At 72.0% G+C, this 22291-nt stretch carries 20 protein-coding genes; 11 read left to right on the top strand and 9 right to left on the bottom strand.

Going from position 1 to position 22291, the window contains the following annotated elements; all coding sequences use genetic code 11:
• Positions 1-70 precede the first annotated feature (70 nt).
• Complete coding sequence (locus tag OG338_RS06135) at positions 71-1657, top strand: Na+/H+ antiporter (protein ID WP_405936340.1); 1587 nt, start codon at positions 71-73, stop codon at positions 1655-1657.
• Positions 1658-1676: 19 nt separating this feature from the next.
• Here OG338_RS06135 and OG338_RS06130 read toward each other — a convergent pair whose 3' ends face one another.
• Positions 1677-2810, bottom strand: a complete 1134-nt coding sequence (locus tag OG338_RS06130) for a mechanosensitive ion channel family protein (protein ID WP_405936339.1) — start codon at positions 2808-2810, stop codon at positions 1677-1679.
• Between the two features lie 37 nt (positions 2811-2847).
• Here OG338_RS06130 and OG338_RS06125 point away from each other — a divergent pair, with 37 nt between their 5' ends.
• Complete coding sequence (locus tag OG338_RS06125) at positions 2848-3426, top strand: dienelactone hydrolase family protein (RefSeq protein ID WP_405936338.1); 579 nt, start codon at positions 2848-2850, stop codon at positions 3424-3426.
• A gap of 39 nt (positions 3427-3465) precedes the next feature.
• On the opposite strand, the gene OG338_RS06120 is transcribed toward OG338_RS06125, so the two are convergent.
• The 3 genes from OG338_RS06120 to OG338_RS06110 form a co-directional block, all read right to left on the bottom strand.
• Complete coding sequence (locus OG338_RS06120; RefSeq protein ID WP_405936337.1) at positions 3466-4317, bottom strand: thioredoxin domain-containing protein; 852 nt, start codon at positions 4315-4317, stop codon at positions 3466-3468.
• 50 nt (positions 4318-4367) lie between these two features.
• On the bottom strand, positions 4368-5084 hold the full coding sequence (locus tag OG338_RS06115; protein ID WP_405936336.1) for a hypothetical protein: 717 nt from the start codon (positions 5082-5084) through the stop codon (positions 4368-4370).
• Between the two features lie 70 nt (positions 5085-5154).
• Positions 5155-6489 carry a DUF2252 domain-containing protein gene (locus OG338_RS06110; protein WP_405936335.1) on the bottom strand — a complete coding sequence of 445 codons (1335 nt, stop codon included), beginning with the start codon at positions 6487-6489 and terminating at the stop codon, positions 5155-5157.
• 201 nt (positions 6490-6690) lie between these two features.
• Here OG338_RS06110 and dnaE point away from each other — a divergent pair, with 201 nt between their 5' ends.
• A complete protein-coding gene (gene dnaE, locus OG338_RS06105; RefSeq protein WP_405936334.1) occupies positions 6691-10227 on the top strand; it encodes a DNA polymerase III subunit alpha in 3537 nt (1178 codons plus the stop codon).
• Between the two features lie 81 nt (positions 10228-10308).
• Here dnaE and OG338_RS06100 read toward each other — a convergent pair whose 3' ends face one another.
• Entirely contained in the window at positions 10309-10488 is a 180-nt protein-coding gene (locus OG338_RS06100) for a hypothetical protein (RefSeq protein ID WP_161206519.1), read from the bottom strand.
• Positions 10489-10709: 221 nt separating this feature from the next.
• Between OG338_RS06100 and OG338_RS06095 the strand changes: the two genes are divergently transcribed.
• From OG338_RS06095 to OG338_RS06080, 4 genes are all read left to right on the top strand, one after another.
• Positions 10710-12029: an NYN domain-containing protein gene (locus OG338_RS06095; RefSeq protein WP_405936333.1), complete on the top strand. Its 1320-nt coding sequence runs from the start codon at positions 10710-10712 to the stop codon at positions 12027-12029.
• Positions 12030-12180: 151 nt separating this feature from the next.
• The gene (locus OG338_RS06090; protein WP_405940334.1) at positions 12181-13155 is read left to right on the top strand and encodes an ABC transporter ATP-binding protein; all 975 of its coding nucleotides are present in this window, start codon (positions 12181-12183) and stop codon (positions 13153-13155) included.
• Positions 13152-13937 (top strand): ABC transporter permease, encoded by a 786-nt coding sequence (locus OG338_RS06085; protein ID WP_405936332.1) that lies wholly within the window; start codon positions 13152-13154, stop codon positions 13935-13937. The genes OG338_RS06090 and OG338_RS06085 overlap by 4 nt, the downstream gene beginning before the upstream one ends.
• Before the next feature lie 34 nt (positions 13938-13971).
• Positions 13972-14718, top strand: coding sequence for an ABC transporter permease (locus OG338_RS06080; protein ID WP_405936331.1), 747 nt, complete (start codon positions 13972-13974; stop codon positions 14716-14718).
• A gap of 73 nt (positions 14719-14791) precedes the next feature.
• Here OG338_RS06080 and ybaK read toward each other — a convergent pair whose 3' ends face one another.
• The 4 genes from ybaK to OG338_RS06060 form a co-directional block, all read right to left on the bottom strand.
• Positions 14792-15310 carry a Cys-tRNA(Pro) deacylase gene (gene ybaK / locus OG338_RS06075; RefSeq protein ID WP_405936330.1) on the bottom strand — a complete coding sequence of 173 codons (519 nt, stop codon included), beginning with the start codon at positions 15308-15310 and terminating at the stop codon, positions 14792-14794.
• Positions 15311-15314: 4 nt separating this feature from the next.
• Positions 15315-16058: an LON peptidase substrate-binding domain-containing protein gene (locus OG338_RS06070; RefSeq protein WP_405936329.1), complete on the bottom strand. Its 744-nt coding sequence runs from the start codon at positions 16056-16058 to the stop codon at positions 15315-15317.
• 5 nt (positions 16059-16063) lie between these two features.
• Positions 16064-17104 (bottom strand): hypothetical protein, encoded by a 1041-nt coding sequence (locus OG338_RS06065; protein ID WP_405936328.1) that lies wholly within the window; start codon positions 17102-17104, stop codon positions 16064-16066.
• A gap of 224 nt (positions 17105-17328) precedes the next feature.
• Positions 17329-18873: an oxidoreductase gene (locus tag OG338_RS06060; RefSeq protein ID WP_405940333.1), complete on the bottom strand. Its 1545-nt coding sequence runs from the start codon at positions 18871-18873 to the stop codon at positions 17329-17331.
• Between the two features lie 203 nt (positions 18874-19076).
• On the opposite strand from OG338_RS06060, the gene hisD reads away from it, so the two are divergent.
• The 4 genes from hisD to OG338_RS06040 are packed head-to-tail and all read left to right on the top strand — an operon-like array spanning position 19077 to position 22289.
• Positions 19077-20399, top strand: coding sequence for a histidinol dehydrogenase (gene hisD / locus OG338_RS06055; RefSeq protein ID WP_405936327.1), 1323 nt, complete (start codon positions 19077-19079; stop codon positions 20397-20399).
• Entirely contained in the window at positions 20396-21532 is a 1137-nt protein-coding gene (locus OG338_RS06050) for a histidinol-phosphate transaminase (RefSeq protein ID WP_405936326.1), read from the top strand. Before hisD ends, OG338_RS06050 begins: the two co-directional genes overlap by 4 nt.
• Complete coding sequence (gene hisB / locus OG338_RS06045) at positions 21529-22125, top strand: imidazoleglycerol-phosphate dehydratase HisB (RefSeq protein WP_328899728.1); 597 nt, start codon at positions 21529-21531, stop codon at positions 22123-22125. The genes OG338_RS06050 and hisB overlap by 4 nt, the downstream gene beginning before the upstream one ends.
• Complete coding sequence (locus OG338_RS06040) at positions 22122-22289, top strand: hypothetical protein (RefSeq protein WP_018104487.1); 168 nt, start codon at positions 22122-22124, stop codon at positions 22287-22289. Before hisB ends, OG338_RS06040 begins: the two co-directional genes overlap by 4 nt.
• Positions 22290-22291: the final 2 nt, after the last annotated feature.

The following is a 22291-nucleotide window of genomic DNA, read 5'->3' as shown; positions in this document are numbered from 1 at the left end:
GCATGGCAGGGTGAGGGACATCGGCCGGGCGTGCACCGGGCCCCGGCCGGAGCGCTTCGGAAGGCACCCCGTGGACCAGATGTCACTGCTGCTCGTGCTGCTGCTCGGAGCCGTGGTCACGGTTCCGCTGGGGGACCGGCTGAAGCTGCCGGCGCCGGTGCTGATGACCCTCTTCGGCGTGGTGCTGGCCTTCCTCAGCTTCGTACCGAACGTGGACATCCCGCCGGAGATCATCCTTCCCGCGCTGCTGCCGCCGCTGCTCTACGCCTCGGTGCAGCGCACCTCCTGGCGGCAGTTCGCCGCGAACAAGCGGCCCATCTTCCTGCTGGCCGTCGCCCTGGTCTTCCTCACCACCGCCGCCGTCGCCGCGGTCGCCGACGCGGTCGTGCCGGGGCTGCCGCTCGCCGCCGCCGTCGCCCTCGGCGCGCTCGTCGCCCCGCCCGACCCGGTCGCCGCCACCGCCGTCGCCGGGGCCGTCGGGCTGCCCCGGCGGCTCGTCTCCATCCTGGAGGGCGAGGGGCTGTTCAACGACGTCACCGCGATCGTGCTCTACCACGTGGCCATCGCGGCGGCCGTCAGCGGGACCTTCTCCTGGCCCGAGGCGTTCGGGCTGCTCGTGCTGTCCGCGGTGGTCGCCGTCGCGGTGGGCGTCGCGCTCGGCTGGCTCACCATCAAGCTGATGGGGCTGCTCGGCGACGCCACCCTCCAGGTCGGCCTGACCCTGCTGGTGCCGTTCGTCAGCTATGTGCTCGCCGAGGAGCTGATGGGCTCCGGGGTGCTCGCCGTCCTGATGACCGCGATCTTCCTCGCGGAGCACACCGCGGACGCCGACGACGTCCTCGGCCGGCTCACCGGACGCACCTTCTGGGAGATCGTGGACACCCTCGTCACCGGAATCGCCTTCGGGCTCATCGGGCTCGAACTGCACAACGTGTTCGGCACGGCGAACGGCCGCGAACTGGAAATGGCCGGCTGGGGCCTCGCGGTCGTCGCGGTCGTCGTCGGCGTACGGCTGCTGTATCTGCTGCCGGCCACCTGGCTCGCCAAACGGCTGCACACCCGGCGGGACGTCAGCGAGGAGATCCCCACCAGCTGGCGGGAGACCGTGATCATGTGGTGGGCCGGGATGCGCGGAGTGGCCTCCGTCGCGCTGGCCCTCGCGATCCCGCTGGAGACGGACGACGGGCAGCCGTTCCCCGGCCGCGACGAGATCGTCTTCATCGCGTTCTCCGTGATCATGGTGACCCTGGTCTTCCAGGGGCTGACGCTGCCCTGGCTGGTGCGGCGGCTCGGGGTGCGCGCGGACACGGACGCCGAGGCGGCCCTGGAGAAGGACCTCGCGGTCCGGGCGGCCAGGGCGGCCCGGGAGCGGCTGAAGAAGATCGAGGCGGCCGAGGACCTGCCCGAGGACGTGGTCGAGCGGCTGCACCGGCTCGCATACGAGGTGGGGGCGCGGATCAGCCCGGAGATGGTGGACGACGAACGGCGCGACGCCTACGCCAAGCGCGTCGAACGGTTCCAGGCGATCAGCCGGATCCAGCGCGAGATGATGTCGGCCGCCCGCCACGCCGTGCTGTCCGCGCGCAGCGAACCCGGCTCCGACCCGGAGGTCGTGGACCGGGTGCTGCGCCAGCTGGACGTACGCAGCCTGCGCTGAGGGCTTGTTCCGAGGACGCTCAGCCCTGGCCGGTGCGCGGGGTCCGGTTCCAGCTGCCCGCGGGCTTCTCGTCCCTGCCGGTCCCGTTCACCGAGGGCCGGGCGTCGCCGGGCGGGAGCGCCGCGGGGCCCGTCGCGATGCGCGGCAGCGCGTACGGGTGGTGGTCGCGCAGCCAGCCGATCAGCTGCTCCCGGACCGCGCAGCGCGCCGTCCAGATGTCGGCCGCGTCCTTCGCCGTGACCACCGCGCGTACCTGGATCGTCGTCGGGGTGGTGTCCGTGACCGCCAGCGACCAGTTCCGGCCGTCCCAGGCGGCGCACTCGCCGAGGATGTCCCGCAGCTTGTCGCGCATCGCCTCGATCGGCGCCGAGTGGTCGAGGTGGAAGAAGACCGAGCCGGTCATCTGCGCCCCGCCGCGCGACCAGTTCTCGAACGGCTTGCCGGTGAAGTACGAGACCGGCATGGTGATCCGCCGCTCGTCCCACGTACGCACCGCGAGGAAGGTCAGCGTGATCTCCTCGATCGTGCCCCACTCGCCGTCCACCACCACGGTGTCGCCGATGCGGACCATGTCGCCGAACGCGATCTGGAGACCCGCGAAGAGGTTGCCCAGCGTGGACTGGGCGGCGACACCGGCGACGATGCCGAGGACCCCGGCCGACGCCAGCATCGAGGTGCCCACCGCCCGCATCTCGGGGAACGTCAGCAGCATCGCCGCGACCGCCAGGGTCGTCGCCACGGCGATGACCACCCGCTGGATCAGCGTCACCTGCGTCCGCACCCGCCGCACCCGCGCCGGGTCCCGGTCGTGGGCCGCCGCGTAGCGCGCGTACACCGAGTCCACGACCGCGATGGCGATCCGCACCACCAGCCAGGCCGACGCGCCGATCAGCACCAGCGTCAGCAGCCGGCCGATGCCCACCCGGTGGTCCTGGACCGGGCCGAGACCGGTCCTCGCGTACGTACCGCGCAGCAGTGCCGCGCACATGACCAGCTGGAACGGTATGCCGCAGCGCCGCAGCAGGCCCCACAGCGGGGTTTCGTTGTGCCGGGCGTCGGCGCGCCGCAGCAGGAAGTCGAACAGCCAGCCCGCGGCCAGGGTGATCACCACCGAGCCGCCGAGGACGATCAGCGGCCGCAGAACACTCTCCATGCTGTCGCTCTCCATCCTTTCGAACGCAACTGGCACCATGGGCGTCATGAACATCATGCTTTTCCACTCGATGTACGGTCTGCGCCCCGCCGTGCACGCCGCAGCCGACCGGCTGCGTGCCGCGGGGCACGAGGTGCGCGTGCCCGATCTGTTCGAGGGGCACACCTTTGAATCGGTGGAGGAAGCGGAGGCGTTCCGCGAGGAGACCGGCAAGGAGGAGCTGCTGAAGCGGGCCGTGCTGGCTGCCGCGCCCTACTCGGACCAGGGCCTCGTCTACGCAGGCTTCTCGCTCGGCGCCTCGGTCGCCCAGACGCTGGCGCTCGGCGACGAGAAGGCGCGCGGACTGCTGCTCCTGCACGGCACCTCGGACATCGCCGAGAACGCCTCGGTGGACGAGCTGCCCGTACAGCTGCACGTCGCCGACCCCGACCCGTACGAAACGGGCGACTGGCTGAACTCCTGGTACCTGGACATGCAGCGGACCGGGGCGGACGTGGAGGTCTACCGCTACCCCGGCGCCGGGCACCTCTTCACCGACCCGGAGCTGCCCGACTTCGACCGGGAGGCGGCGGAGCTGGCCTGGAAGGTCGCGATCGGGTTCCTCGCCACGCTGTGACGCGCGAGGGGCTCCGCGCGGAGCCCCTCGCGGAGCGGGTCAGCCCTTCAGGGCCGCCGCGATCGCCGTGTTGTAGTCGTCCACGGTCATCGGCGCGTTCTTGCCGTCGCTGCCGGTGACCCTCTTGCCGTCCATGATCAGGGTCGGCGTGCCGTCCACGTCGTCCTTGTTCTCGTCGAAGCTCTTGGACATCTTCAGGGCCCAGGCGTCGTACGTGCCGTCCTCGACGGCCTTCTGGAACTCCTTGTTGCCCTTGAGCTCCTTCACCGAGTCGGCGACCTTGATCAGGTAGCTGTCGTCCTTGAACTTGTCGTCCGCCTCGTCCGGGTGGTACTCCGCCGAGTACAGCGCGCTCTTGTACTCCAGGAAGGCGTCGGTGCTCACGTTGAGCGCCGCGCCCAGCGCGCTCAGGGCGTTCTTGGAGCCCTCGCCTCGGGTGCCGACGGACGGGTTGTCGCCGCCGAGGCTGTCGCCGTCGATGAACGACGCGCCTATGTACTGGATCTTGTACTTGCCGTCCGCGACGTCCTTGGCGACGGTCGGGCCGACGGTCTGCTCGAAGGAGGCGCAGATCGGGCAGCGGGAGTCCTCGTACAGCTTCAGGGTCTTCTTGGCGCTGTCCTTGCCGATGACGACGGTGGTGCCGTTGGTGCCCGAGGTGTTCTTGGGCGCGACGACCGTCTTCTCGTCCTTGAGGGAATCCCAGTGGGACGGCTTGTTCAGCTCCATCACCGCGTAGCTGATGCCCGCGACGACGGCGAGGCCGGCGACGACCGAGACGCCGACGACGACCTGCCGGCGGGTCTTGTCCTTCTTCGCCTGGCGCTCGCGCTCCGCGCGCAGCCGCTCGCGGGCGGCGGACTTGCTGGCCTGGCTGTTGCGCTTGCTCATGGTGGTGTTCTCCGTGGGATGTGGGTCGTACGGTCCGGGGTTCGCGTTGCTCAGAGGGCACAGGCAACGAGCGGCGGACCCCGGCGGCCCACGGAGTGCACGAGGAGGCGGACGCGGCCCGGCAGCAGCGGCCCGGAGGCGGCGGCGCGTGCCCCGGTCCGCGACGGGCGGCCCGCCGTGCGCACCACGGCCACCGCGATCAGCAGCGGCCGGAACGCCAGCAGCGCGCCCGCCCGGAGCAGCCCGGCGAGCGCCAGCTCCCCGCGGTGCAGCCAGGCGGCGGCGAGCAGCCCGACCGTGACATGGGCGGCCAGCAGCAGCCAGGGGACCAGTGGGCCGGGCGAGGCGAGCAGCGCGGCGGCGCCCTGGCCGCCCGCGGTCACCGAGGCGAGCGGGGTGCCGACGTCGCCGAACTGGGCCGTGCCCGGGCCGAGGTCGCCGCCGCACAGGACGTCGACGCCCACCGAGCGCAGGGGGCCCGCTATCGGACCGCCCGCCGCCCCGTAACAGAGGTGCTGGCCGGTGGTGAAGAAGGTGTCGGCGGCCAGCTCCAGGGGGACGAGCAGCCCGGCGATGGCCCCGAAGCCGCGCTGGCGGCCGGCCAGGGCGTAGGCCGCCGCGAAGACGGCCACGGCCAGCACGGCGACGGGGACCAGGGGCAGCGCGACCTGGGAGAGCAGGACGTGCGACGCGGCGGAGAGCGTCACGACGAGCGCCGTGAAAAGCGCCGCGCGTGCCGCTCTGAGCTGCGTCCCGGATATGTCCATCGCCCAGGAGTGTCGCATGCGAACCTGTAAGCGACCCCTAAAGGTGCCGTATCGCCGGCTGCTCCACCGGCTACAGGCCCGGGATGCGCCCGTTGCGGAACAGGTCCACGAAGATCTGGTGGTCCGCGCGGGCCCGGGCGCCGTAGCTGTGGGCGAAGTCCACGAGGAGGTCCCCGAAGCCCTCCTCGTCGGCCGCGATGGCGGCGTCGATCGCGCGCTCCGTGGAGAACGGGACCAGCGAGTGGCCGCTCTCGTCGTCCGCCGCCGAGTGCATCGTGGCCGTGGCCCGGCCGAGGTCGGCGACGAGCGCCGCGATCTCGTCGGGCTCGTCGATGTCGGACCAGTCCAGGTCCACCGCGTACGGCGAGACCTCGGCGACGAGCTGGCCGGCGCCGTCCAGCTCGGTCCAGCCGAGCCACGGGTCGGCGTGGGCCTGGAGGGCGCGTTGCGAGATCACCGTGCGGTGGCCCTCGTGCTGGAAGTAGCCGCGCACGGCCGGGTCCGTGATGTGCCGGGAGACGGCCGGGGTCTGGGCCTGCTTGAGGTAGATCACGACGTCGTTCTCCAGGGCGTCGCTGTTGCCCTCCAGGAGGATGTTGTACGAGGGCAGGCCCGCCGAGCCGATGCCGATGCCGCGCCGCCCCACGACGTCCTTGACCCGGTAGGAGTCCGGCCGGGTCAGGCTCGACTCCGGCAGCGTCTCCAGATAGCCGTCGAACGCGGCCAGCACCTTGTACCGCGTCGCCGCGTCCAGGTCGATCGCGCCGCCGCCCTCGGCGAACCGGCGCTCGAAGTCGCGGATCTCGGTCATCGAGTCCAGCAGCGAGAACCGGGTCAGCGAGCGGGCGGTGCGCAGCGCGCCGAGCAGCGGCCCCTCGGCGGTGTCCAGCGTGAAGGGAGGCAGCTCGGATATATCGCCGCTCCCGGCGCCCGTGGCCAGGGCACGGATGCGCTCGCGGTAGGCCGCCGCGTAGATCCGGACCAGCTCGGTGATCTGCTCGTCGCCCAGCGCCTTCGCGTACCCCAGCAGGGCGACCGAGGCAGCGAAGCGCTTGAGGTCCCAGGTGAAGGGGCCCACGTACGCCTCGTCGAAGTCGTTCACATTGAAGACCAGACGGCCGTTGGCGTCCATGTAGGTGCCGAAGTTCTCCGCGTGCAGGTCGCCGTGGATCCAGACCCGGCCGGTGCGCTCGTCCAGATACGGGCCGCCGTGCCGCTCGCGCTCCAGGTCGCTGTAGAACAGGCAGGCCGTGCCCCGGTAGAACGCGAAGGCGGAGCCCGCCATCTTCCGGAACTTGACCCGGAACGCGGCCGGATCGGCCGCCAGGAGCTCCCCGAAGGTGGTGTCGAAGACCTGGAGAATCTGCTCCCCGCGCCGCTCCGCGCCGGTCTGCGTGTCCGACATCTGTGACTGCCTCCTGGTATCTGGCCCGGGTGATGGCGTGCATGACAAAAGGGACGGGTGATCCCGCCTTTCCAACGCGCGGCCGTCTCCCGGAGTGCCCGCCGCCGCGCTCCTCGGAGACGTAGACTTCCACGCTGTCCCCCCAGACATCCCGAGACGTCACCCGTCCCGTCATCCACATTTCCCCGGAGGCACAGCGCCGTGACCAAGCCGCCCTTCACGCACCTTCACGTCCACACCCAGTACTCGCTGCTGGACGGTGCCGCGCGGCTCAAGGACATGTTCAACGCGTGCAACGAGATGGGCATGACCCATATCGCCATGACGGACCACGGCAACCTGCACGGGGCGTACGACTTCTTCCACTCGGCGAAGAAGGCGGACGTGACGCCGATCATCGGGATCGAGGCGTATGTCGCGCCCGAGTCGCGCAAGCACAAGCGGAAGATCCAGTGGGGGCAGCCGCACCAGAAGCGCGACGACGTCTCCGGTTCGGGTGGTTACACCCACAAGACGATCTGGGCGGCCAACGCGAAGGGGCTGCACAACCTCTTCAAGCTGTCCTCCGACGCCTACGCCGAGGGCTGGCTCCAGAAGTGGCCGCGGATGGACAAGGAGACCATCGCCCAGTGGTCCGAGGGCCTGATCGCGTCCACCGGCTGCCCCTCCGGCGAGGTCCAGACCCGGCTGCGGCTCGGCCAGTTCGACGAGGCGGTCAAGGCGGCCTCCGACTACAAGGACATCTTCGGCGAGGGGCGCTACTTCCTGGAGCTGATGGACCACGGCATCGAGATCGAGCGCCGGGTCCGCGACGGGCTCCTGGAGATCGGCAAGAAGCTCTCCATCCCGCCGCTCGTGACGAACGACTCGCACTACACCTACGCCTCCGAGGCGACCGCGCACGACGCCCTGCTCTGCATCCAGACCGGCAAGAACCTCTCCGACCCGGACCGCTTCCGCTTCGACGGCACCGGTTACTACCTGAAGACCACGGACGAGATGTACGGCGTCGACTCGTCCGACGCCTGGCAGGAGGGGTGCGCCAACACTCTCCTGGTCGCCGAGCAGATCGACACCTCCGGGATGTTCGAGAAGCGCGACCTGATGCCGAAGTTCGAGATCCCCGAGGGCTACACGGAGATCACCTGGTTCCAGGAGGAGGTCCGGACCGGGATGAACCGCCGTTTCCCGAACGGCGTCCCCGAGGACCGGCAGAAGCAGGTCGAGTACGAGATGGACATCATCATCCAGATGGGGTTCCCGGGGTACTTCCTGGTCGTCGCCGACTTCATCATGTGGGCCAAGAACAACGGCATCGCGGTCGGCCCCGGCCGGGGCTCCGCGGCCGGCTCGATCGTCTCGTACGCGATGGGCATCACCGACCTCGACCCGATCGAGCACGGACTGATCTTCGAGCGGTTCCTCAACCCCGAGCGCGTCTCCATGCCCGACGTCGACATCGACTTCGACGAGCGCAGGCGCGTCGAGGTCATCCGGTACGTGACGGAGAAGTACGGCGCCGACAAGGTCGCCATGATCGGCACCTACGGCAAGATCAAGGCCAAGAACGCGATCAAGGACTCCGCCCGCGTCCTCGGCTATCCGTACGCCATGGGCGACCGCCTCACCAAGGCCATGCCCGCCGACGTCCTCGGTAAGGGCATCGACCTCAACGGCATCACCGACTCCAGCCACCCGCGCTACAGCGAGGCCGGCGAGATCCGGGGGATGTACGAGAACGAGCCGGACGTCAAGAAGGTCATCGACACCGCCAAGGGCGTCGAGGGCCTGGTCCGGCAGATGGGCGTGCACGCCGCGGGCGTCATCATGTCCAGCGAGCCGATCGTGGACCACGCCCCGGTCTGGGTGCGGCACACCGACGGCGTCACCATCACGCAGTGGGACTACCCGCAGTGCGAATCGCTCGGCCTCCTCAAGATGGACTTCCTGGGGCTGCGCAACCTGACGATCATGGACGACGCCATCAAGATGGTGAAGTCCAACAAGGGCATCGACCTGGAGATGCTCGCCCTCCCGCTGGACGACCCCAAGACGTACGAGCTGCTGTGCCGCGGTGACACGCTCGGCGTGTTCCAGTTCGACGGCGGGCCGATGCGCTCCCTGCTGCGCCAGATGCAGCCCGACAACTTCGAGGACATCTCCGCCGTCTCGGCCCTCTACCGGCCGGGCCCGATGGGCATGAACTCGCACACGAACTACGCCGAGCGCAAGAACGGCCGCCAGGAGATCACCCCGATCCACCCTGAGCTGGAGGAGCCGCTCAAGGAGGTCCTGGGCCTCACCTACGGCCTGATCGTGTACCAGGAGCAGGTGCAGAAGGCCGCCCAGATCGTCGCCGGCTACTCGCTCGGCGAGGCCGACATCCTGCGCCGCGTGATGGGCAAGAAGAAGCCCGAGGAGCTGGCGAAGAACTTCGTCCTCTTCGAGGCCGGCGCCAAGGAGAAGGGCTTCTCGGACGCGGCGATCAAGGCGCTCTGGGACGTCTTGGTCCCGTTCGCCGGGTACGCGTTCAACAAGGCGCACTCCTCCGCGTACGGGCTCGTCACCTACTGGACCGCGTACCTCAAGGCGAACTACCCCGCCGAGTACATGGCCGCCCTGCTGACCTCGGTCAAGGACGACAAGGACAAGTCCGCGGTCTACCTAAACGAGTGCCGGCGCATGGGCATCAAGGTGCTCCCGCCGAACGTCAACGAGTCGGAGTCCAACTTCGCCGCCCAGGGCGACGACGTGATCCTCTTCGGGCTCACCGCCGTCCGCAACGTCGGCCAGAACGTCGTGGACTCGATCATCCGGTGCCGCAAGGCGAAGGGGAAGTACAGCACCTTCCCCGACTTCCTGGACAAGGTCGAGGCGGTCGTCTGCAACAAGCGGACCGTGGAATCGCTCATCAAGGCCGGCGCCTTCGACGAGATGGGCCACACCCGCAAGGGGCTCGTCGCCCACCACGAGCCCATGATCGACAACGTGGTGCAGGTCAAGCGCAAGGAGGCCGAGGGGCAGTTCGACCTCTTCGGCGGCGGCGAGGAGGACAGCGACGAGCCGGGCTTCGGGCTCGATGTGGAGTTCTCCGACGTCGAGTGGGAGAAGTCCTATCTGCTGGCCCAGGAGCGCGAGATGCTCGGGCTCTACGTCTCCGACCACCCGCTGTTCGGCCTGGAGCACGTGCTGTCCGACAAGTCGGACGCGTCGATCTCGCAGCTCACCGGCGGCGAGCACGCCGACGGCGCGATCGTCACCGTGGGCGGCATCATCTCGGGCCTCCAGCGCAAGATGACCAAGCAGGGCAACGCCTGGGCCATCGCCACCGTGGAGGACCTGGCCGGCTCCATCGAGTGCATGTTCTTCCCCGCCACCTATCAGCTGGTCTCCACCCAGCTGGTCGAGGACACCGTCGTCTTCGTCAAGGGACGCCTCGACAAGCGCGAGGACGTGCCGCGCCTGGTCGCCATGGAGATGCAGGTCCCCGACATCTCCAACGCGGGGACCAACGCGCCCGTCGTCCTGACCATCCCGACCGTCCGGGTCACCCCGCCCATGGTCAGCCGGCTCGGTGAGGTGCTGAACAGCCACCGGGGCGACACCGAGGTACGCATCCGGCTCCAGGGCCCCCGCAAGACCACGGTGCTCCGGCTGGACCGGCACCGGGTGAAGCCGGACCCGGCGCTCTTCGGCGACCTGAAGGTGCTGCTCGGGCCGTCCTGCCTGGCCGGCTGAGTTCCGGTACGCGTACGAGAGGGGCGGCTCCGCTTGCGCGGGGTCGCCCCTCTCGGTGTGCCTGCCTTACCGGGAGTCCGGTCAGTTGTGGCCGAAGCGCCGCTGATGCTTGCGCGCAACATCGGCAGGGCTGCCCTGAGCCTGCGACTCCATCGAGCTCCGCGCCTCGGTGGCCGTCGAGCGTGCCTCCTGAGCACCGCGCTCCGCCTGCGAAGCGCGGTCCTGCTGGCTGCCCTGCTTGCGGTTCTTGTTCTTGGCCATGGTGTTCCTCCTATAAGGACTCTCGGGGCCAGGACCACCTCAGATTCACATAATCGGATAAACATCGCATGTCGGATCATTACCGTGCGTAGTGACGGGGTATGATGCGCGCTTTTCGCGATCCGCCACGCCGATGATCGAGTTCCGGCCGTTAACCCCGGCGTGGTCGGGCAGACTCGAAGGAACCCTGAGAAAACCCGATCCCGAATGCCTGGAAGAGGGTGGAACGCGTGGACCGTTGCGTCGTCCTGGTGGACGCCGGCTACTTGCTGGGCGCAGCCGCGAGTCTGCTGGCAGGAGAGCCCGCCCGGTCCCGCATCACCGTCGACCACGCGGCGCTCATCCAGCAGCTGCGCGAGCGCGCCGAGGCCGACACCGCGCAGCCGCTGCTGCGGATCTACTGGTTCGACGGCGCGCCCGACCGCGTCCCGCAGCCCGAGCACCGCAGGCTGCGCGTGATGCCCCGGGTCACCGTCCGGCTCGGCGCCCTCACCCGCAGTGACGGGCGCTGGGCGCAGAAGGGCGTCGACGCCGCGATGCACGCCGAGCTGACCGAGCTGGCCCGCAACCGCGCCTGCTCCGACGTGGTCCTGGTGACCGGCGACGGCGACCTGCTCCCCGGCCTGATGTCCGCCAAGGAGCACGGCGTCGCCGTCCACCTCTGGGCCGTCCAGGCCGCCGACGGCGACTACAACCAGTCCGAGGACCTGGTCGCCGAGGCCGACGAGCGCCGCGTCCTGGACCGCGCCTGGATCACCCAGGCCGTCCGGGCCAAGGAGACCGGCGGCCTCTGCGCCCCGCCGCCCGTGCCGCGCACCGAGATCGCCGCGATCCTCTCCGCCCCGCTGCCCGAATCGGCGCTCGCCGCCTCCGCCGAGCGGGCGTCCCGGGCCGCCGCGCAGGCCGCCCCGGCCCACGAGGACGAGGCGGCGGCAGCGCCGCCCGCGCCCGGTGAGGCCCCCGCCCAGCCCGCGCACGGGCACGGCGCCAAGGGCGTGCCCACCCCGAAGGACCTGGCCGGCACCCTGCGCGGGCCCGCCGCCGGACCGGCCGAGCGGCCGCCGGCCCCGCAGCCCGCGGCGACCCTGCGCTGGTCCTCGGACCGGGGCTGGGTGGAGCGCGGCGGTCCGCTCGGCGAACCCGCGGAGACCGCGTCCCTGCCGACGCTCGCTCAGCTCACCAGCGCCGAACAGCGCTGGGCCGACCGCGAGGAGGACATCACCACGGTCGGCGGCGACCCCTTCGAGGTGGGCCAGGTCTTCGCCCGGCGCTGGATGGAACGGCTCCCGGAGACCGGCCACCTCCAGAAGCTCTCCACCCTCTACCCGCGCATCCCGCACCGCATCGACGGCGAACTTCTCCGGTACGCGGCCCGCTTCGGCCTCCTCGCCCACAAGGACGACCAGATCGACGAGCACGACCGGTATGCGATCCGGGCGGGCTTCTGGCGCGAGATCGACGTACGGACCGCCGCCGACCATGCCCCGGCGGCCGAGCGGGCCGTGGAGAAGGCCGGGAAAACCGGGCCCGCCGGAGACTGAGGCCACATTCGCGCCAGGGCCGCTCAACCCGGCCGCCGCCGGCGTTGATGTCCGATCGGTGCGGCCCCGGGCGTAATGCCGGTCCCCGGACCCCGTACCCTCGTACCTCGTGAGTACGGGGACAGTGCAGGCGCCGACGGCGAGCGGCACCGTGTGCGCGGTGCGCGATCTGGTGAAGACCTACCCCCCGGCCCGGGGCCGCCGCGGCACGCCCGCGACCCCCGAAGTACGCGCCACCGACGGCATCAGCCTCGACGTCCGGCGCGGTGAGATCTTCGGACTGCTCGGGCCCAACGGAGCCGGCAAGTCCACCCTCGTACGCCAGCTCACCGGGCTGATGCGGCCCGACTCCGGCAGCGTCGACATCCTCGGCCACGACCTGGTGCGCCACCCCGAGCGGGCCGCCCGGCTGATCGGCTACCTCGGGCAGGAGTCCACCGCCCTGGACGAGCTGACCGTCGCTCTCGCCGCCGAGACCACCGGGCGGCTGCGCGGCCTCCCGGTGCGCGCGGCCCGCGCCGAGCGGGACGCGGTCCTGGACGAGCTCGGCCTCGCCGGCCTCGCCGGCCGGCCGCTGAAGAAGCTCTCCGGCGGCCAGCGGCGCCTCGCCTGCTTCGCCGCCGCGCTCGTCGGGGAGCGCCCCGTGCTCGTCCTGGACGAGCCCACGACCGGCATGGACCCGGTGGCCCGGCGCGCCGTCTGGGCCGCCGTCGACCGGCGGCGCGCGGAGCGCGGCGCCACGGTCCTGCTCGTCACCCACAACGTCATCGAGGCCGAGACCGTCCTCGACCGGGTCGCCGTCATCGAACGCGGCAAGGTCATCGCCTGCGACACCCCCGCCGGGCTCAAGGAGCGCGTCGCCGGGGAGGTCCGGGTCGAGCTGGTGTGGCGGGATCGCGCCCCCCTGGAGATCCCCGAGGTCGCGGCCCTGCGCGCGCGTGCGCAGGAGTCCGGGCGGCGCTGGGCGCTGCGGCTCGCGCCCGACGAGGCGCGGGTGGCGGTCGCCGCGGTGACCGGGGGCGCGGCCTTCGCGGCGCTGGACGACTTCAGCCTGGCGACGCCTAGCCTGGAGGACGTCTACCTCGCGCTCGGCGGCGGCGCGACCAAGGGACTGGTGAAGGCATGAGCGGAATCGGTGCGGTGGCCGGGGCGGCCGCGACGCTCGCCCCCCGGGCCCGGCTGTTCCCCTCCCTCGCGGCCGTCTACCGCGCCCAGCTCTCCCGGGCCCGGGTGGCCCGCATCCCGCTGCTCTTCGTGGCGACCTTCCAGTCCGTCGGCATCATGATCCTGATGCGCGGGGTGGTGGACGGCGGCTCCGAGGCGCGGGCCGTCGTCGCCGGGTCCAGCGTCCTGGTCGTCGCCTTCGTCGCGCTGAACCTCCTCGCCCAGTACTTCGGGCAGCTCCGGGCGGGCGGCGGGCTCGACCACTACGCCACGCTGCCCGTGCCGCCCGCCGCCGTGGTGCTCGGCGCGGCGGGGGCGTACGCCTCCTTCACCGTGCCCGGGACCGTAGCCACCGCAGTGACCGGCAGCGTGCTGTTCGGGCTGCCGATGGCGCATCTGTGGGTGCTCGTGGCCGTCGTGCCGCTCTCCGGCGCGGCGCTCTCGGGCCTCGGCGCCGCGCTGGGGCTCCTCGCGCCGCGCCAGGAGCTCGCCACGCTCCTCGGGCAGCTCGGCATGTCCGCCGCGCTCCTGCTGGGCGTCCTGCCGGCCGACCGGCTGCCGGAGCCGGTGGGCTGGGCGCGTGATCTGCTGCCGTCCACGTACGGGGTGGAGGCGCTGGCCCGGTCCTTCGACGCCCATCCCGACTGGGCGGTCGTCGCGCTCGACCTCGCGGTCTGCGCCGTCGTCGGGGTCGTCTCGCTGGCCGTCGCGACCTGGGCGTACCGCAGGGCGGCGGTCCGGTGAGGCGCGGCTCACGGGCGCCTGGCACGATGGCACGGTGACCGCACCTCTGACGCCGCCGAACCGGCCCTCGTCCGACGACCACCACGACTGGCGGAAGCCGGGTCCGGGGGGTGAGCCGGGCGGTCCCGCCGCCGTGTACGGCTCCCATCCGGCGTCCTCGCCGGGGGTGGACCGGGAGGAGCTGCGGGCGGATCTGCGGCGGGCGGGGATCGTGGCCGCCGTGGTGACCGTCGCCGGTGTCCTGATGGGGCTCCTCTGGCTGTGGCTGGCGCCCCGGGTGCCGCTGATCTCCGACAGCACCGCGGTGTTCCTCAACGACAGCGAGGGCGAGGAGGCGATCGGGGCCGACGGCACGTTCGCCCTGCTCGGGCTGGCGTTCGGGGCGGTCTCGGCGGGGCTCGTCTTCTGGTACCACCGGCGCGGCGGGATCTGGCTGACCGTGGGTCTCGGGGTGGGCAGCGTCCTCGGGTCGCTGCTGGCGTGGCAGCTCGGGACGCGGCTGGGGCCGACGTCCGATGTGGTCGCGCATGCGCGGGAGGCCGGCAAGGGGGTCGTGTTCGACGCGCCGCTGGAGATGCACGCGCATGGGGTGCTGCTGGCTTGGGGGCTGGCGGCGATGGTGGTGCATCTGGGGGTGACCGCGGTTTGGGGGCCGCGGGATTTCGAGGGGGAGTGGGGGTCTTACGGGGGGTGGGGACCCGGGGCGCCAGGGGCGCCTTCGGCGCCGTCGTCCGGGGTGCCGTCTTCCGGGTCCGACGCGTCGTCGTCCGACGGGGCGTAGGGGGGGCGCTGCGCGGGGCCTTTCCCCTCCCCGCCCCTTCCCTAAACCGGGGCTCTGCCCCGGACCCCGCTCCTCAAACGCCGGAGGGGCTGGGTTGTCGGCCGATGTCCGCGAACACCGCCCCCGTCAGCGTCGCCAGGTCCTCCGGGGACAGTTCCACCTCCAGGCCCCGGCGGCCCGCCGAGACGCAGATCGTGGGGTGGGTGCGGGACGACGCGTCCAGGACCGTGGGGAGGCGTTTGCGCTGGCCCAGGGGGGAGATGCCGCCGCGGACGTAGCCCGTGGTGCGTTCCGCCGCGGCCGGGTCCGCCATCGTGGCGCGTTTGCCGCCGGCCGCCGCGGCCAGGGCCTTCAGGTCCAGGGAGCCGGCGACCGGGACGACCGCGACCGTCAGGCGGCCGTCCACGTCGGCGATCAGGGTCTTGAAGACGCGGTCGGGGGAGACGCCCAGGGCCTCGGCCGCCTCCTCGCCGTAGGAGGGGGACGCCGGGTCGTGCTCGTACGCGTGCACGGTGAACTCCGTGCCCGCCGCCGTCAGGGCGACCGTGGCGGGGGTGCCGCCGGACGGGGACTTCTTCTGCTTCTTGGCCATGGCGTCAGTTCGGGTGTGTCGGGGCGACGGTCAGGTCCACCGCCGGGAGGGAGGGCAGGTGCCGGATGACCGCGGTCTCCGCGCGCAGGATGCGCAGCTCCTCGCGGAGCCGGGTCGCGGTGTCCGGGGCCTGGAGGAGCCGCTGCTTGGCGGGGACGTCCAGGACCACCGTGGAGGCGACCAGATACGAGACGACCGACGGGTCGTCCGGCAGGTCCGCGCCCGTGGTGAGGGAGCGTTCGCTCGCGCCGGCCAGGCGCTTCTGGTAGCCGCGGAAGGCCCGCAGGACGCCCTCGGCGAGCGGGCCCGCCTCGTCGCCCGGGTCCTCCTCCAGCTCCTCCAGCTCGGCGGTGAGGAAGGGGCCGGTCGCGTCCACGGACAGGAGCCGGACCCGGGTGGTGCCGGTGGCCAGCACCTCGAAGCTGCCGTCCGCGCGCTCCCGGACGGTCGCGGCGTCGGCGACGCAGCCCACCCGGTGCAGCGACTGGAGGGGATCGGGGCCGAAGCCGTCGGCCGGGCCGCGTTCGACGGGCTTGCGGACCGCCTCCGGCATGCCGAGACCCGTGACGGCGGTCTCCCGGCCGTCGCGGATGGCGACCACGGCGAACCGGCGCGGTTCGTCCTCGTCGATGGTCAGGAGCTCCCGCATCATGGCGCGATATCGCTCCTCGAAGACGTTGAGGGGCAGCACGAGGCCCGGGAACAGCACCGCGTTCAGCGGGAACAGGGGCAGGCGAGCGGTGGTCACAGCGGTCAAGCGTAATGGCCGCGCGCCCGCCCTCGCCCGGAGCCTTGCCACAGCGGGGTCGCGGAGGCCACCCGGAGCCGTGCGCCGTCCCGCGTGTCCAGGAACCGGCCCAGCGGATCGCCGGACACCGAGGCCCACGGGAACGAGGACGCGTGCGGGCCGATCCGGCCGAACTGCTCCAGCGCCTCGGCCCACCGGCCCCGTACCACCAGGACGTACGCGAGCAGATTGCGCACCTCGGACGGCCACGGGTCGCCCGGGGCGAAGGAGGCCGACAGCGAGATCGCCAGGTCCGCCGCCGCGTCGATCCGCTCCACCTGCACCGAGGTCGACCGGGTGTCCCAGGGGCCCTCGGTGAGCATCGCGAACGCGGCCCGCAACGGCAGCGCCTGCACCAGGGAGCTGGGCACCGAGTCCTCGGCGGCCCGCTCCGCGAAGTCGAAGCACTCGCGGTGCGAGCCGTACCAGGCGGCCGACAGGTACTGGAGGGCGGCGACATGGCAGCCGTAGTGGTGCGTGGAGCGCTGAAGGGCCTCCCCCCACAGCGCCTCGAACGTGGTGTGCGTGGCCTGGGTGCCCCGGGCGTGGTCCAGCGCGAGGCGCCAGGGCACCGGATCGCGCGGATCACCCGCCGCGGCCGCCGTGATCAGCGGCCCCACCTCGCGCAGCCGCTCCGCGCGCGCCGGGGACTCCCAGCCGCGGTCGACCGAGAGCTGCGCCTTGACGAGCAGCGCGTCCGGATCGCGCGGCGCGGCGGCCAGCCAGTCCCCGAGCCAGCCGTCCCGGCCGCGGGCGAACGCGACGAGCCGTCTCAGATAGCGGTCCCGGCTCTCCCACTCGGCCGCGTCCCGGGTGGTCGCCAGGAGCTTCGCGGCCGGTTCGTACTCCCCGGCCGCGGCGGCCACCAGCGCGGGGGACAGCCGTTCGTCGGGGGCGTCGAGCAGCACGGCGTGGTCCGCGGGCAGCCCGGTGGAGAGCGCCGGGGTGTGCCGGATCACGCGCGCGGTTCGGAGCAGAGCGCGGAGGAAAGGCATGGTGCAGACCATTGAAAAGCGCTGGTGGAGGCGGCGCCAAGGGGAGCGCTGTGAAGCATTTGTGCCGAGTGGATGGGTTGCCCCGGCATCGGTCAAGGAGCGGTAAAGGAATGCCGGGACTCTGGCTGATTCTCGTCGGTCCTGGGCAGAAGGCCCGTGGTCTGCCCCGCCCGCGACCGGGCGCCGCGCGGCCCGCCGTCACCGGCGAGTACCGCCCGCGCCCCGACGGCCGGCGGTCAGCCCCGGCGCAGCAGCCGGGAGGCGCCCGCCGCGACCGTGGTGGCCAGTATCCACCCCACCAGGATCAGCCCGGCCGCCAGCCACTGCCAGCCGCCGTCCATCCGCCAGTAGCCGTCCTGGCCGAGATCGATCACCGGGATGAGCAGATCCAGCGCGTACAGCGGCGCGTTCCACTGCGGATGCTCCTCGCCCTTGATCGCGGCCGGGTCGTACCGCGAGAACGCCAGCGTGCCCGCCGCCCACAGCACCGCCATCCACACCGCGGCCCGCCCCGGCCGGTAGCCGTACGCCACCGTCCAGTCCTGGAGGAAGCCCCACAGCTTCCCGGCCGGCGGCAGGGTCTCCCGGCGGCGGCGCTGCTTGGCGAGCAGCACCTCCCGGGCGTCCGCGTCCTCCCCGCAGTTGCGCAGCACCGCCGCCAGCCGCTCGTACGGCTCCGGTACGTACTCCGGGGTCGCCGCCGCCACCCACTCCAGGCGCCGGGACAGCGGGAAATGTCCGTACGGGACGAGGTTCTCGTACACGAAGCCGCCCATCGCGAGCCCGCCCGGGCCCGGCCAGCTGGACGACACGTCGATCAGCGTGACGACCTTCGCGCCGTTGAGCACCACCCGGCCGCGCACCGGCCGCTCCGGGTTGAACCGCAGCTCCGGCGTGACCGTCCGGCGCAACGACAGCTCCTCGTGCGTGTCCAGCACGAACACCGCCTTGTGCAGGTCCACCGCGTCACCGAACCTGCCGTCGTCCAGCCGCACCCCGCCCCGGCAGCGGAACACCTGCGAGCGGGTGCCGTGCGCCGGGGTCGGCGAGGTCGAGATGCCGTACGGGGGAGTGGTGCCCTGGTTCCCCGTGTCGACGCTGACCCACGCCTCGCTCATGTACAGCGTCCGCTCGACGCTGAGCTGCGGGGCGTTCAGCGCGCGGCGGCCCCGGGCCGCCCGCAGCCGGCTGCCGCGCAGGCTCAGCGAACCGCCCACCTTCGCCCCGCGCAGACTCAGCTCGCCCAGCATGTCGGTCATCTCGGCCTGGAGATCCTGGGCGACCGTCAGCCCGTCCGCGAGCAGCGACCGCCCCTGCCGGTCCGGGCCGACCTCGATCTGGTTGACCAGCAGATCCGTGCCGATCTGGGCGTCCGTGAGCCGGACCCCGCGCTCCACCCGGCAGCGCGGCAGATGCAGATCGCCCTCGGTGCGCAGCCGGGCCGCCTCTAAGCGGGGCACCGCGCACTCCACCAGGCGCAGGGTCGTGAAGTGGCACTCCGGGAACGCCACCTCCTCGTCGAACCGGCAGCCGGTCAGCTCCACATAGGGATCGACGCGGCCGCCCGCCAGGTCCAGCCTCCCCGTGATCCGGATGCCCCGGAGCTTCAGCGCCGTCACCCGGCCCGGCCGGGCCGGCGGGCCGCTCAGCAGCAGCCGGGCGACCACCCGGGCCGCCACGCTGCGCTCGGGGCCCCACTCGTGCGGGGCGAACGGATCGTCGCGGGCCCGGTCGCGGGCCCGTAGGTCGTAGGTGGTGCCGTTCCGGAAGGACTGCCACATGCCCAGCTCCGCCGCGCTGAGGCCGTCCGGGAGATCATCGTCGTACCGCTCCGTCACCGGTGCCCCTTTCGTCCGGAGGAGTGATCCCGTTATTCCCTCTGAGTGACGGGATGAACGCACATAGTCAGCCGTCACAGGGCAGGCATGTATCAGCCAGTGATACGGCCGTCCGGCCGTGCGCGGCGGTCTGCGAGAATTGCGGTGTGATCTCTCGAATCGATCTGCGCGGCGATGCCCTCCCCGAGGGTGGCGCCCTGCGCGACCTGCTGCCCCGTGCCGAGTTCGACGTGGAAGCCGCCCTGGAGACGGTGCGGCCCATCTGCGAGGACGTACGCCATCGTGGCTCGGCGGCAGTGATCGACTGGGGGGAGAAGTTCGACGGCGTCCGGCTGGAATCGGTCCGGGTGCCCGCCGATACCCTCGCCCGCGCCCTGGCCGAGCTCGACCCGGCCGTCCGCGCCGCCCTCGACGAGTCCGTCCGCCGCGCCCGCCTCGTCCACCGCGCCCAGCGCCGCACCACGCACACCACCCAGGTCGTCCCCGGCGGCACGGTCACCGAGAAGTGGGTGCCCGTCGACCGCGTCGGGCTCTACGTGCCGGGCGGCCGCGCGGTCTACCCGTCCTCCGTCGTGATGAACGTCGTCCCGGCCCAGGAGGCGGGCGTCCCCGGCCTCGCCGTCGCCTCGCCGCCCCAGCGCGAGTTCGGCGGACTGCCGCACCCCACGATCCTGGCCGCCTGCGCCCTCCTCGGCGTGGACGAGGTCTACGCGGCCGGCGGTGCCCAGGCCGTCGCGATGTTCGCGTACGGCACCGCGGACTGCCGCCCCGTCGACCTGGTCACCGGCCCCGGCAACATCTACGTCGCCGCCGCCAAGCGCCTCCTCAAGGGCCGGATCGGCATCGACGCCGAGGCCGGACCCACCGAGATCGCGATCCTGGCCGACGCCACCGCCGACCCGGTGCACGTCGCCGCCGACCTGATCAGCCAGGCCGAGCACGACCCGATGGCCGCCGCCGTCCTCGTCACCGACTCCGCGGAACTGGCCGACGCCACCGAGGCCGAGCTGGCCACCCAGGTCGCCGCGACCAAGCACGTCGAGGAGCGCATCGCGCCCGCCCTGGCCGGCCGGCAGTCCGCGATCGTCCTCGTCAACGACCTGGAGGACGGCCTCACCGTCGTCAACGCGTACGCCGCCGAGCACCTGGAGATCCAGACCGCCGGTGCCGCCGCGCTCGCCGGCCGGGTCCGCAACGCCGGGGCGGTCTTCGTCGGCCCCTGGTCGCCCGTCTCGCTCGGCGACTACTGCGCCGGCTCCAACCACGTGCTGCCCACCGGCGGCTGCGCCTGCCACTCCTCGGGCCTGTCCGTGCAGTCCTTCCTGCGCGGCATCCACATCGTCGACTACACGCGCGACGCGCTCGCCGAGGTCACCCACCACGTGGTCACCCTCGCCGAGGCGGAGGACCTCCCCGCCCACGGCGCCGCGCTCAAGGCCAGGTTCGGGTGGAAGGTTCCCCAGCAGTGACGAACAGCAACGCGGGCGGTCCCGAGGCCAACCCCTGGGACGCCCTGCCGATCCGCGACGAACTGCGCGGCCAGTCCCCGTACGGCGCACCCCAGCTCGACGTTCCCGTACGGCTCAACACCAACGAGAACCCCTACCCGCTGCCCGAAGCCCTGGTCGACCGCATCGCCGAACGGGTCCGCGAGGCCGCCCGCGACCTCAACCGCTACCCCGACCGGGACGCCGTCGAGCTGCGCACCGAGCTGGCCCGCTACCTCACCCGCACCGCCGGACACCGCGTCGGGGCCGCCAACGTCTGGGCCGCCAACGGCTCCAACGAGGTCCTTCAGCAGCTGCTCCAGACCTTCGGCGGGCCCGGCCGCACCGCCATCGGCTTCGAGCCCTCGTACTCGATGCACGCCCTCATCTCGCGCGGCACCGGCACCGGCTGGATCTCCGGGCCGCGCAACGAGGACTTCACCATCGACGTCGACGCCGCGTGCGCCGTCATCGCGGAGCGCCGCCCCGACGTCGTCTTCATCACCTCCCCCAACAACCCCACCGGCACCGCCGTCGACGCCGGCACCGTCCTCGCGCTGTACGAGGCGGCGCAGGCGGCCAAGCCGTCGATGGTCGTCGTGGACGAGGCGTACGGCGAATTCAGCCACCACCCCTCGCTGCTCCCGCTGATCGAGGGCCGCCCCCACCTGGTGCTGTCGCGGACCATGTCGAAGGCGTTCGGCGCCGCCGGGCTCCGCCTCGGCTATCTGGCCGCCGACCCCGCCGTGGTCGACGCGGTGCAGCTGGTCCGGCTGCCGTACCACCTGTCCTCCGTCACCCAGGCCACCGCGCTCGCCGCCCTGGAGCACACCGATACGCTCCTCGGGTATGTCGCGCAGCTCAAGAGCGAGCGCGACCGGATCGTCACCGAGCTGCGCGGTCTCGGCTTCGACGTCACCGAATCGGACGCCAACTTCGTCCAGTTCGGCCGCTTCGCCGACAGCCACACCGCCTGGCGGCAGATCCTCGACCGGGGCGTCCTGGTCCGGGACAACGGCGTACCGGGATGGCTGCGGGTCTCCGCGGGGACCCCGGCAGAGAACGACGCGTTCCTCGATGCGGTGCGCGGACTGAAGAAGGAGCACGACGCATGAACCCCCGCACAGGCCGCGTGGAACGCACCACCAAGGAAACGTCCGTGCTGGTCGAGATCAACCTCGACGGCACCGGCAAGGTCGACGTCGCGACCGGGGTCGGCTTCTACGACCACATGCTCGACCAGCTCGGCCGGCACGGGCTGTTCGACCTCACCGTCAAGACCGACGGCGACCTGCACATCGACTCGCACCACACCATCGAGGACACCGCCCTCGCGCTCGGCGCCGCCTTCAAGCAGGCGCTCGGCGACAAGGTCGGCATCTACCGCTTCGGCAACTGCACCGTCCCGCTGGACGAGTCGCTCGCCCAGGTCACCGTCGACCTCTCCGGCCGCCCCTACCTGGTGCACACCGAGCCCGAGAACATGGCGCCGATGATCGGCGCCTACGACACGACGATGACCCGGCACATCCTGGAGTCGTTCGTCGCCCAGGCGCAGATCGCCCTGCACGTCCACGTCCCGTACGGGCGCAACGCCCACCACATCGTGGAGTGCCAGTTCAAGGCGCTCGCCCGCGCCCTGCGTTACGCCAGCGAGCACGACCCGCGCGCGGCCGGCATCCTTCCGTCCACGAAGGGCGCCCTGTGACCGGCCTCAACACCATCCTGATCCTGGTCGGCCTGTTCCTGGCCGGCGGGGTCTACTCCTTCTCCAAGCAGGGCATGCCCAAGGGCGTCATCGTGCTGCTCTCCATCGCCTCGCTGATGTGCCTGGTGGCGGGCGTCCTGCGCATTCAAGGTCTCTGGGACTAGGA

It is taken from the genome of Streptomyces sp. NBC_00726 (assembly GCF_045161735.1).
In the GTDB taxonomy this organism is placed as follows: domain Bacteria; phylum Actinomycetota; class Actinomycetes; order Streptomycetales; family Streptomycetaceae; genus Streptomyces.
The sequence above is the reverse complement of the archived record's forward strand: the minus strand, read 5'-3'. Positions and strand labels throughout refer to the sequence as shown.

Bases quoted from the DNA above. Each gene is read 5' to 3' on its own strand.
- OG338_RS06100 (WP_161206519.1), bottom strand. From the start codon at position 10,488: ATGGCCAAGAACAAGAACCGCAAGCAGGGCAGCCAGCAGGACCGCGCT.
- OG338_RS06065 (WP_405936328.1), bottom strand. From the start codon at position 17,104: ATGGTCTGCACCATGCCTTTCCTCCGCGCTCTGCTCCGAACCGCGCGC.
- OG338_RS06110 (WP_405936335.1), bottom strand. From the start codon at position 6,489: ATGTCGGACACGCAGACCGGCGCGGAGCGGCGCGGGGAGCAGATTCTC.
- OG338_RS06060 (WP_405940333.1), bottom strand. From the start codon at position 18,873: ATGTGGCAGTCCTTCCGGAACGGCACCACCTACGACCTACGGGCCCGC.
- OG338_RS06115 (WP_405936336.1), bottom strand. From the start codon at position 5,084: ATGGACATATCCGGGACGCAGCTCAGAGCGGCACGCGCGGCGCTTTTC.
- ybaK (WP_405936330.1), bottom strand. From the start codon at position 15,310: ATGGCCAAGAAGCAGAAGAAGTCCCCGTCCGGCGGCACCCCCGCCACG.
- hisB (WP_328899728.1), top strand. From the start codon at position 21,529: ATGAACCCCCGCACAGGCCGCGTGGAACGCACCACCAAGGAAACGTCC.
- OG338_RS06085 (WP_405936332.1), top strand. From the start codon at position 13,152: ATGAGCGGAATCGGTGCGGTGGCCGGGGCGGCCGCGACGCTCGCCCCC.
- OG338_RS06125 (WP_405936338.1), top strand. From the start codon at position 2,848: ATGGGCGTCATGAACATCATGCTTTTCCACTCGATGTACGGTCTGCGC.
- OG338_RS06130 (WP_405936339.1), bottom strand. From the start codon at position 2,810: ATGGAGAGTGTTCTGCGGCCGCTGATCGTCCTCGGCGGCTCGGTGGTG.
- OG338_RS06120 (WP_405936337.1), bottom strand. From the start codon at position 4,317: ATGAGCAAGCGCAACAGCCAGGCCAGCAAGTCCGCCGCCCGCGAGCGG.